Genomic DNA, 10,862 nt, shown 5'->3' on the forward strand with positions numbered 1-10,862 from the left:
GCAGCTGGATTCGAACCAACGACCTGCAGTACCCAAAACTGCCGCGCTACCAGGCTGCGCTATACCCCGATCTATGGAAGACCTCGTCGATACACGCTTAAGCACCCATCAGCAAGGCAGGATGCAACAAGGGATGCTTCCGCCGGGCCACCTCAAAAAGGTAGTCAAGACAACGATATACCACCATGCCCGAGCGAAGAAATAAGGACGTCCGTCCCTTTCGACTGGTCCGTTCTATTTGCCGTTGAACAACGGATGCGCAACGCGGTCGCCGGGCTGGATCCCGTACTTCTGGGCGGTACCGCCGATCACCTCCAGCACGGCTTTCGCCAGTCCTCTCGACGGGATGATCTTGGTCGACAGCGGCTCGGTATTTTCGGCGATACGAAGGATCCTGCCATCAGCCCGAATAAAGATCATGTCGAGCGGGATGTAGGTATTTTTCATCCACATCGACACTTCCTGCTCCGGGGAAAAATCGAACAGCATGCCTTTCCCCTCGGCGAGCTCCTTCCGATACATCAGACCCGTGGTCTTCTCCTCCTCGGTCGTGGCCATCTCGACCGAAAACACGTGCACGCCCGTCTTCGTCACGATTTCGAGCGGCTGGATCGATGCGGCACGCACGTCGCAGCCGGCGAACATCCAGAGCGCCGCGGCAAGCGCGAGCGAGATCCAGGTTTGTAGATAGGGGAAACGCCAGGCAGCAGCCTGAGACTTCGTCGACAACATTCGCCTCACCACGGATTGATTGGGTCGCGCCGGCCACACGTTCCGGCGCGAATTGACGGACTGAAACGCCGCGGTTGTAACATCCGCACCCTCTCGCGGCAGTCACTTTTGCGATTTTTCGGGACCAGCGACGCCCTTGAAGCCCCGTCAGATTGGGACAGGCAGCAGAACGTAGGGGCGCAGAGGCTGGTTTAGTGCGACGACAGTCCGGGCGCACCGGTTTCGGGCTGGATTTCAGCCGCCATCATGCCCTTGGAACCCGGCCCGAAGCGAACCAGAACATATTGTCCAGGACGCAGTTCCGTCATGCCGTAGCGCCGGAGGGTTTCCATGTGGACAAAGATATCGGGCGTCCCCTCGCCGCACGTCAGGAAGCCGAATCCACGAAGCCGGTTGAACCATTTCACCTGCGCCCGTTCCAGGCCGCTGGTCGCGGTGACGTTGACATGGGTTCGCGGCGGCAACATTTGGGCGGGATGGATCGCGGTCGACTCATCCATCGAGACGATCCGGAAAGCCTGATAGCCCTTTGCGCGCTGCACGCACTCACATACCACACGCGCCCCTTCATAGGCGGTCTGGTAGCCGTCGCGGCGGAGAACCGTCACGTGCAACAGCACATCCGGCCAGCCATTGTCAGGCACGATGAACCCGTAGCCCTTTGAAGCGTCAAACCATTTGATGACGCCGCTGATTTCAACGAGGTTGGCGGCGACATCGCCCAGCCCCTGCATCGCATCGAGCGCCGGATCTCGCGGACTGCTCTCCGAGAATCCAGAACCGAGCCTTCCCGGTCCAACCGCCCCGCCGGGCGTTTGACCTCCGAGCTTCTTGGACTCAAATCCGTCCGACCCCATGACCCCGGACCCCACACCTCAACATCCCGCCAGCGAACGCGGCGGTGACCGTCTGCGTCTATCAACTCTCGGGAAGACGCCCGCGAATCTTTCGAATCAAAAGATAACACTCTCGATTGCGGCGCATAGACAAAAAACGATTCTTTCGGAACCTATGAACAGGCTTGCGCGTCGGCGAATCAATTAGACATCAGTTGGCCACGAACGGGCCCAGCGCGTCCCCGATGTCATGGCGGATCACGAGATCGGCCATGTCGTCCTGTTCGGTCGGTTCGTTATTGATAATGACGAGGCGCGCGCCGGCGTTCTTGGCCATTAGTGGGAAACCCGCCGCCGGCCACACCACCAGCGACGAACCAATTGCGAGGAACAGATCGCATTGCCGGGCAAGTTCCGTCGCCCGGCTCATGGCGTCTTCCGGCATCGCCTGACCGAACGAAATGGTAGCCGTTTTCACCGGTTCTTCGCAGGTAGCGCAGTCCGGCGCATTCCCCGATGCCTCGAAACGCTGTCTCACCCAGCCGAGATCGTAGGTCTGGCCGCAGCCGATGCAGCGCGCGTAGGTCGTGTTGCCGTGGAGTTCGATCACGTGATCGTCCGCGAAGCCTGACGCTTGATGCAAATTATCAATGTTCTGGGTGACTAGCGCCGGTATCTTGCCGGCACGATAGAGCGACGTGAGCGCCCGATGGCCGCGTCCGGGCGCGGCAGCCGCGAACGTCGTCTCCATGGCAAACCGACGGCGCCATGACTCGTTCCGCGCTTCCCGGCTGGCGACGAATTCATCGAAGGGGATCGGGCGGTTGCGCGTCCACAATCCTCCCGGCGAGCGGAAATCCGGAATGCCGCACTCGGTTGATATCCCTGCGCCGGTAAAGGGAACGATGATCGAGGCTTCAGCGATCATCTCGCCTAGCCGCTCCACGCCGCTACTGATGTCCGAAGCAATCACTGCCGATGGCCTAAACTTTCCGTCCACTCAAATACAGCACGGATCATCTGATGGGTATTTTGAACTGCGTCAGGCCGCTTTCGCAACCGTGTCTATTGTTTGGTCTTGGCAGCCGCAACTCTTATCCACAAACATAATCTTGCAACGCGATATCCGCATTCGTGCCCGAATCGCAGACGCGAATGCTCGTGGGACACGACTCAACAGGGATGGGCATGAACGAACAATACGAACGACTTGCGCACGAACGCGCGGAAATTGCTGCGCGCGTCGCAAACTTCAGAGCTACCCAGGAAAAATTCAAACGCGAACGCGAAGAGTATTTCGTCACCACGCTCGAAAATGCGTGCGACGGCGAACGTTCACGGCACGCCCTCGGACGCACGCCGGCCTGGCCATAGGACGAACGATAACATTTGCGCGCGCAGAGAAGCCCGGAGGTTGCTCCGGGCTTCTCTGTTAGTCAGGCAGATCGCGTGTTACCTGTAATAATCGCGTGTTACCTGTAATAGTGGTGCCAGTGGCGGTGACGCCAATACGGACCACCGGGGCCGCCGTAGTAAGCATAGCCCGGTCCATAGTAGGCGGGTCCGTAGTACGGGCCGTATCCGTAGGGGCCGTAATAGCCGTAGGCGCCTGCCGCACCGGCTGCGATCGCACCCGCGGCCAGACCGAACGCCAGTCCAGGTACGATTCCGTGCGCCTCAGCGGGGGCCGGCACCGCGACGCTGGTCACGCCAATCGCAGCGACCGTCGCCAATACTGCCAGAGTCTTCTTCATACGCATCCTCCATCTCAGCACATGTTTGAACGCTTGCTGTCGGTGATGGTTGCAGCTGGAACCCGCGGCAATGGGCTCTCTTCTGCGGGAACCAAAAGAAAAAGAGCGGCCGATCTGGCCGCTCTTTTCCCGTCGATCTACGAGCATGCACATTACATGCAGGGATGCCTCAACCCATCATAGCCGAGATAGGTTCCGCTCGCCGGATCATAGGACCGGTAACGTTGCGCACAGTACGACGCATCTCCCATCACTGGTGCTTGCTCAACCAGGGTCGGCTGATTGAACGTAACGAGGGGCAGCCCGGCATCGAAGGTAACGCCGTTATCATAGGCGTAGCTGTCGTCATAGTTCGGGTCATAGGCGTAGTTCTCGCCATAATACGGGTCGGAATAGCCGTAGCCGTAACCACCCGCCGCGATCGCAGCGCCGGTCGCTACACCTGCGGCCGCCGCGCCGACAGCAAAGCCGGCGTCGCGCCCGAAGCCACGGCCGCGATCGCCGCGGAACTGGCCACGTTGCGCAAGTTGCGCATTGCCGCTTCCGGTGAAGTTGGTTCGGCCAACATTGGCCTGAGCGCCACGCATGCTATTGGACTGCATACGGGGAGCGGAACCCATGCGTGCGCCGCCCATTTGTCCGCTGGCGGCATGAGCGCCTGACCGGCCCGCGTGGGCCTGCTGCGCCCACACCGGGGTTGCGATAGCTAGCGAAAGCGAAAGAGCCGTAGCTCCCAAAATTCCAAATCTAGTCATATTCTTTCTCCGCGACTGTGAAGCCGGACCAACATCCTCGCAGGAGGATCGTTCCGATGCCTTGCGACATCGCGAGGGGTCAGCGGAACCACATCATGAGCGTTAGCGGACCAGCATCATAATGATGATGAGGCAGATCGCCCGATCAAACCCGCAAGGAAGACGGCGTGTCGCCATGGCGCATCGAGAATGATCTCGCCGCCGCGGGCTTTTTCGGCTGGGTATGGCTTTTGGTCCACTGCGCGCCTCCTTGATCAATGACTCGAAATCCGTGCACGTCGTTGGTTCCGCCAAAGTGATCCTCCCTGCCCTCTCTATCGAATTGCTGCTAAGAGGGTTCTCGCAACGCCGAATAAAGCGGCTAGACTGGGAGAACGAAAAAAATGCGCTATCTTCACACCATGCTGCGGGTCCGAAATCTCGACACCGCGCTTAAATTTTACCGCGACGCGTTGGGGTTGAAAGAAGTTCGCCGCATTGATAACGAAAAGGCCAAATTCACCTTGCTGTTTTTGTGCGCGCCCGAGGACGAAGGCGGTTTGAAAAACTTGCCTCCAACACGCGGAGCTCCACTCGTCGAACTCACCTATAATTGGGAAGAGGAAAAATATGGCGAGGACCGCTATTTCGGTCATCTCGCTTACGAGGTCGACGACATCTATGCGACCTGCGCGCACCTCATGAAGCTCGGCATCACGATCAACCGGCCGCCGCGCGATGGTCAAATGGCATTCGTGCGCTCGCCGGATCTTCACTCGATCGAGCTTTTGCAGAAGGGCGATGCGAAGCCGCCGGCCGAGCCTTGGACTTCCATGCCCAACACCGGGCACTGGTAAGGCGCAATCCTCTGCCTCCGTCGGTCCGGCGTTGACGCCGTAACTGCTGGAACTTCGCCCTTCCCTACGCGTTGCCCGTCCATCAAAAGCTGAGGAGGCAATAATGGGACGAGGAATATTGCTCTGGTTGCTGGGCGTGCCTATCCCGGTGATTATTCTTCTGTGGCTGTTCTTTGGCCGCTAACTGCCGCGATCGACATTTCGAGGGCCAATCAGGCTCCGCTGAACGCGGAGCCTGATTTTTTGGCACATTGCGTATCTCTGGCATGTTGCCTGGTGGTCATAACAAATCTGCTTTTGCCGCAGATTTGCGCTATTACCCGCGAACTATTAGAGCTTCGATTCCGAAGTTCGCAAGCACGTTGCGGCAACCTCTGATGCGAACTTCGGAATTAAAGGAGCTCTAACAACCTATTGATTCTAGAACGGCTTTGAATTTGAACTGGTCGCAACACTGATAGGAATTTCAAATTCGCCGCGCTAGTGGGAGCGAAGAATCGTGTCGAACGACAATCAAGGGCAACTCACCATCTGGGGTCGCGCCAACTCCGTGAACGTTCAGAAGGTGCTTTGGTGCCTGCACGAACTCGACCTTGCCTATAATCGCATCGATGCGGGCATGGCCTATGGCAGGAATCGCGAAGCGGAATATCTGGCGATGAATCCCAATGGCCGCGTGCCGACGCTGGTCGACGGCGATTTCGTTCTGTGGGAATCCAATTCGATCATGCGATACTTCGTTCTCGCCTATCGGCCGCAGTCGACGCTCTACCCGCATGCACCGAAGCTACGCGCCAGCGTCGATCGGTGGCTCGACTGGACGCTCTCGACGCTGCAACCGGTCGATCGTCCCGTGTTCTGGGCACTGGTACGAACTCCGGTCGAAGAGCGTGATATGGCCAAGATCCAGAAGGATGCCGATGCCGAAGCGGCGCAATGGCAGATTGTCGATTCATATCTGGGCGCACGCCGCTTTATCGCAGGCGACGAATTCACGCTCGCCGACATCGCACTCGGCGCCTATGCGCGGCGTTGGTTTGGCGTTGAGGGAATCAGCCGACCGACGTTTCCCCATCTCGATCGCTGGTTTGCGCTGCTGAGCACCCGGCCGGGTTTCGTGCGGCACATTGCACCGCCGATGTCATGAGGCCCGCAGCGGGAAGACTGTAATTGACGCGGTCTATCTGATGAATTTGACGCCAAACGAATGGCCACGACGCCAGACCACATGGCATTGGCGCCCTGTTTTGGCGTCGCGCGAAAATGCCAGCCGCACCCGCCCCGACAGCACGCTCGAATCCGATACCGTGAGCTTCGCGCCGGTGGCCGACAAGTCATGCACGAAACATTGGCGCGTCGCAAAGCCACCCTCCAGGGTGACCCACGCCGTCTGCTGCACTGATCTACGCACGTCGCGTTTTTTGGCTGCGGGCACTATCTGCATTTCCGGCTTGAGATGATCCTTCAACCTTCCTATCGGAGCCGGCTTTAGAAACTGTTGCGTTCACAACGAGCAATTGGACGTCGCCATTGAAGAATTCGGTAGCAATTGATTTATCTTGGCGATGAATTCGGGGGCCCCCGGACAATCGACAAAGACAAGCAAAATCAATCGTTTGCATAGATTTCTTCGGAGATCACGAAGGGGCTGATATCGTGTGCAATGCTGTCGAAGTCAGTAATGCACCAAAGCTAGCCATGGCAAGAAGCTCGCCAGCGAGCTCACGCCGTCAGGCGTGCGCGGGCCAGTGCCGCTCTCGGAACCAGACACGATAGTCCGACATCTTCGCGCGTTGCGCCTGCGGCGCGTGACGCTTGCATGTCGAGGCCTCTTCGCTGTTCCCAGGCGCCCCCCACCGCAACTCCACGCAGTCGTTGGGGTTATAGGCCATCTCGAAGTCCCCTGCCCGATCGACCACATCCTTCACCGACAGCGTCCACTGCGAGCCGTCGCTGCGGGTATAGGATATCTTGCGAGCGGCCAGTTCAGACGCCAGCACGCTCTGCAATTCGTTCTTCACATCTGCCGCGCTTTTGCCGGGTGGGATTGCATACCGATCGGACCGGCGCAAAAACCGATTCGGGAAATTACGCACCACGTCAATCGCGATCAGCAGACGGAAATCGCGCGCAGGCGTCGAGTAATCCTCCCAGGCGCCGGTGGTCTCAAAGATTGAAGCACCGTCCGGCATCGACACGTCGCCTGGCTGCTTGATCTGGTATTTACGTCCGTTCTCGATCGACGTGACACGCGTCTTGATTTGCTCGGTGAGGCTTGTAATGGCATCGATCATCGCGCGCTGCGGATCGAGCGGCTCCGGCGACATGACGTCGTCCATACGATCGTAGAAATCCTCGCCAGTCATCTGCGACTGCTCGGGCGAAAAGTCGCCATATTGCGGATTCTTGGCGATTTCAGCATTGGTCAGCCGCCGCAATGGGCCGTTCTTGTCGCGCATGATCGGGCGGAAATGCTTGAAGCCGGGGGTGCCGAGCGAGGGCTCGTGCACGAAAAGGAAATTGCCGCGCCAGAAGCGCTTGCGCGTGATCGATCCATCGGGCTCCGCGTCGACGGCCAGGAAGACACCCGGTGTGCCGTTCACTTCCGCCACACGGCGCACCAGCATCAGCACATGGCCGTAAGGGTCGGCGTAGACCGTGCCCGGGCGCAACGTCTCTTTCGTCAGCGGCACAATGTAAAAATCGGAGTTATCGTCGCCCGCGCGAACGGCACCGGTATGGACGACATCGCCGACATCACGCAGATATTCGCCAAAGTTGGTCGGGCGCTTCGGCGGCGGCGGAGGCGCCTTCGTCTTCGCCGCTGGCGTGGCGGGCGGGGCCGCCGGCTCATCTTGCGCGCCGCTAAACAGCCGTAGCAGACCCGACTTCTGTTGCTCAGGTTGAGGCACGGGAGGAGCAGCGGCAGCCTGCGCGTCGGCCTGTTCGGGCGGCGGAGGAGGACGCGTGACCTCTGGATGCTCGACGTCGAACCACTGGTAACACTTCGGCGGCCTGCCGCCGAAGCCGCGCGAGCAGTTCGAATAGCCGAACGGCAGTCCCATTTTGAAGGCAAAATAGGCGCGCAGGAAATAGACGAAGTCGGCGCAGTCCGGTCGAAGCCCGGTTTGCGTATGGTCTTCGTTGCGGCCGAGATAGTTGTAGAGAAAATTACGCGATGGATCGCGCAGCACCTCGTACCAGACCTTCCAGTTCAGATCCTGGTCCGGCGGCGCGTCGAACAGCTTCTCGATCCATGCCGAGAACAGGGCTTCGTTCGTGGTGCTCCAGCTATTGCGCGCCTGCCAGATGCTTCCTGCCGGAATTCGGACGGGCTCCGGCTTGCGCGCGCTGACGGAGATGTCGCGGGTGACGGGGCTGCAGTCCGCCGATGCGCGCTCGCCTTCCAGCCTCGCGCGCCAGGTGCCGGCGGCCGGTGCCGCGACCTCGGCGAACCATGAATATGGTGGCCCCTCGTGCCGTTCGGACGATTTGACGGCGACCTTTCCGTCCGGCGCGATCAACGACAGAGTGCCCTCGACCGGTTTCTCGGCAATGACCATCACGCGCAGCGGCGCGCCGGTCCAGGGCGCCAGCGGCGACGGCAAAACGGTAACGCTGGCCGCTTCCACGCAACTGTCGGATGCTGCGGCGACGGTAGATCCGGCGATTGAGAAAAAACCGCCCGCAGTCAGCAGCAATGCCGTCGTAGCGGCAGAGAAGGGGCGCCCAAGAAACATCTGGATATATAACCCTGCTAAAGTCCCCCGACCCCGAGCCCGCATTCGACCCTGCCGGCTGGCCAGATTGCAAGATATCCAATTAGAACCGACAAGTCAGCGGAATTGAGTCCAATTTTGCAATCCGCCTGCCGTAACTTTAGCCGTGCTTTGAACCGCCGGGCGACACCAAGGAGAGACGAGTTTGAAGATCTTCGCGTCCTCGCAGGTTCCAAGCGGCGGATTGATTCGGTCAGGTCGATTTAGCTTTCGTCCTCGAACGTGGGTGGCCGCTCACATTCTCGTTGTCTGCATCTGGTTCGTGGCTGTGGTTCCAGCCGCCAATGCCGCCTCGGCGAGGCCTGTGGCTGCTGAAAAGGGCATGGTGGTCACTGCACAGCATCTTGCGAGCCAGGTCGGGGTCGACATCCTCAGGCGCGGCGGCAATGCGATCGATGCGGCTGTTGCGGTCGGATATGCCCTGGCTGTGGTTTATCCGGCCGCCGGCAATTTGGGCGGCGGCGGCTTCATGACGGTCCGGTTTGCCGATGGACGAAAAACCTTTCTCGATTTTCGAGAGAGGGCTCCTCAGGCTGCACGCCGAGACATGTATCTCGACAAGGAGGGAGCCGTCGTCAAAGGCCTGAGCACGACCGGCTGGCTGGCGGTGGGCGTCCCGGGCACGGTGTCGGGTTTGGAGTTTGCGAGAAAAAAGTACGGGACGATGACGCGCGCTATGTTGATCCAACCTGCGATCAAACTGGCCGAGGATGGATTCACCTTGGAACAAGGCGACGTCGACATGCTCGCTTCCGCGACCGAGGATTTCAAAAGATTTCCAGCCACCGGCAAAATTTTTCTTAGCAAGGGACAGCCTTTTGTGGCCGGCCAACGGCTGACGCAGCCTGACCTGGCCGACACCTTGCGTTTGATCCGAAAGCTTGGCGCTGACGGCTTCTATCGAGGCAAGACGGCGGCTGCCATCGTCAGGGCTGTCCGGGCGGGCGGAGGAATCATCGATCAAGAAGACCTCCATCGCTACAAGACCCATGAGCTTTCGCCGCTTGAGTGCGATTACCGTGGCTATCACGTGATCTCGGCGCCGCCGCCGAGCTCAGGCGGTGTCGCCATCTGCGAGATGCTGAACATTTTGGAGGGATATCCGCTCCGGGATCTCGGCTGGGGATCGGCGCAGGCGCTGCACTACGAAATAGAAGCGATGCGTCACGCCTATGTCGATCGAAACAGCCTTCTTGGTGATCCCGATTTTAGCAGCATTCCGGTCCGGCGGCTGATCGACAAGACGTACGCTGCGAAAATCCGAGACACGATAAAGCCGGACAAAGCTGGCTTCTCGGTTGATATCAAGCCGGGCGTCGCACCTCACGAAGGCAGCAACACGACGCATTTCTCGATCATTGATAATGCCGGCAACGCGGTTTCGATGACCTATACGCTCAATGACTGGTTTGGCGCGAAGGTCGTTGCGTCGGGCACGGGCGTGCTGATGAACGACGAAATGGACGATTTCACGCCAAACCCGGGTGCCATCGACACCTCCGGATCTATCCAGGGAGACGCCAACGCCGTCGCTCCGGGTAAAGCGCCTCGAAGTTCGATGAGCCCTACGATCATCACGAAGGAAGGCAAACCCGTCCTCATTCTCGGCACCCCCGGCGGCAGCCGTATCATCACGACCGTTCTTCAAGCGATCCTGAACGTCGTCGATTTCCGGATGAACGTTCAGGAAGCCGTCGATGCCCCGCGCATTCATAATCAGTGGCTGCCAGACGTGACAAAGATTGAGCCTTACGCTCTTTCGCCTGACACCCGCAGAATACTCGAGGGTATGGGCTACCGGTTCGAGGATTCGGAGCCGGCCAACCACGTGGCCGCGATCATGGTCGGCGCGCCGAGTCTTGGAGGAACTCCGATCGCTCGAAACAGGTTCTACGGTGCAAACGATCCGCGTACCGGTACCGGATTGGCGCTGGGGTATTAAATCGAGTTTGGAATGTTGGCGCTCCCTAGCGGAATCGAACCGCTCTCTCCACCGTGAAAGGGTGGCGTCCTAACCGATAGACGAAGGGAGCAAAGGCGCCCGGTTTGACACCGCCAACCTTGGTGACGGCGCCGCAGCCTCGCTTGCACTTAACGAAATTCTATCAGTGAATCAATGCCTTGAAAGGGCGCCGTACACTGTACCGGCCGGACCCTTGGTGGCCTGGAC

11 protein-coding genes and 1 tRNA gene are annotated in these 10,862 nt (G+C 59.4%); 4 read left to right on the forward strand and 8 right to left on the reverse strand.

What is annotated here, in order from left to right:
- Nucleotides 1-234: 234 nt before the first annotated feature.
- The 3 genes from WB528_RS07530 to WB528_RS07540 form a co-directional block, all read right to left on the reverse strand.
- Nucleotides 235-645: a DUF192 domain-containing protein gene (locus WB528_RS07530; protein ID WP_423887799.1), complete on the reverse strand. Its 411-nt coding sequence runs from the start codon at nucleotides 643-645 to the stop codon at nucleotides 235-237.
- A gap of 278 nt (nucleotides 646-923) precedes the next feature.
- Nucleotides 924-1,589: a cold-shock protein gene (locus WB528_RS07535; protein ID WP_423887790.1), complete on the reverse strand. Its 666-nt coding sequence runs from the start codon at nucleotides 1,587-1,589 to the stop codon at nucleotides 924-926.
- Nucleotides 1,590-1,779: 190 nt separating this feature from the next.
- The gene (locus WB528_RS07540) at nucleotides 1,780-2,541 is read right to left on the reverse strand and encodes an SIR2 family NAD-dependent protein deacylase (RefSeq protein WP_423887791.1); all 762 of its coding nucleotides are present in this window, start codon (nucleotides 2,539-2,541) and stop codon (nucleotides 1,780-1,782) included.
- A gap of 209 nt (nucleotides 2,542-2,750) precedes the next feature.
- Here WB528_RS07540 and WB528_RS07545 point away from each other — a divergent pair, with 209 nt between their 5' ends.
- The gene (locus WB528_RS07545) at nucleotides 2,751-2,942 is read left to right on the forward strand and encodes a hypothetical protein (protein WP_423887792.1); all 192 of its coding nucleotides are present in this window, start codon (nucleotides 2,751-2,753) and stop codon (nucleotides 2,940-2,942) included.
- A gap of 98 nt (nucleotides 2,943-3,040) precedes the next feature.
- Here the strand turns inward: WB528_RS07545 and WB528_RS07550 are convergent, their stop codons facing one another.
- Nucleotides 3,041-3,322 (reverse strand): hypothetical protein, encoded by a 282-nt coding sequence (locus WB528_RS07550; RefSeq protein ID WP_423887793.1) that lies wholly within the window; start codon nucleotides 3,320-3,322, stop codon nucleotides 3,041-3,043.
- 152 nt (nucleotides 3,323-3,474) lie between these two features.
- Nucleotides 3,475-4,077 (reverse strand): BA14K family protein, encoded by a 603-nt coding sequence (locus WB528_RS07555; protein WP_423887794.1) that lies wholly within the window; start codon nucleotides 4,075-4,077, stop codon nucleotides 3,475-3,477.
- Between the two features lie 383 nt (nucleotides 4,078-4,460).
- Between WB528_RS07555 and WB528_RS07560 the strand changes: the two genes are divergently transcribed.
- Nucleotides 4,461-4,913: a VOC family protein gene (locus WB528_RS07560; protein WP_423887795.1), complete on the forward strand. Its 453-nt coding sequence runs from the start codon at nucleotides 4,461-4,463 to the stop codon at nucleotides 4,911-4,913.
- Nucleotides 4,914-5,412: 499 nt separating this feature from the next.
- A complete protein-coding gene (locus tag WB528_RS07565; RefSeq protein WP_423887796.1) occupies nucleotides 5,413-6,060 on the forward strand; it encodes a glutathione S-transferase family protein in 648 nt (215 codons plus the stop codon).
- 33 nt (nucleotides 6,061-6,093) lie between these two features.
- Here the strand turns inward: WB528_RS07565 and WB528_RS07570 are convergent, their stop codons facing one another.
- Entirely contained in the window at nucleotides 6,094-6,357 is a 264-nt protein-coding gene (locus tag WB528_RS07570; protein WP_423887800.1) for a PilZ domain-containing protein, read from the reverse strand.
- A gap of 286 nt (nucleotides 6,358-6,643) precedes the next feature.
- Nucleotides 6,644-8,653 (reverse strand): hypothetical protein, encoded by a 2,010-nt coding sequence (locus WB528_RS07575; protein WP_423887797.1) that lies wholly within the window; start codon nucleotides 8,651-8,653, stop codon nucleotides 6,644-6,646.
- Nucleotides 8,654-8,918: 265 nt separating this feature from the next.
- On the opposite strand from WB528_RS07575, the gene ggt reads away from it, so the two are divergent.
- Nucleotides 8,919-10,634 (forward strand): gamma-glutamyltransferase, encoded by a 1,716-nt coding sequence (ggt, locus tag WB528_RS07580; protein WP_423887798.1) that lies wholly within the window; start codon nucleotides 8,919-8,921, stop codon nucleotides 10,632-10,634.
- A 16-nt stretch (nucleotides 10,635-10,650) separates the two neighbouring features.
- Here ggt and WB528_RS07585 read toward each other — a convergent pair.
- Nucleotides 10,651-10,725 (reverse strand) — tRNA-Glu (locus WB528_RS07585).
- Nucleotides 10,726-10,862: the final 137 nt, after the last annotated feature.

It is taken from the genome of Bradyrhizobium sp. (genome assembly GCF_049586575.1).
GTDB lineage: Bacteria > Pseudomonadota > Alphaproteobacteria > Rhizobiales > Xanthobacteraceae > Bradyrhizobium.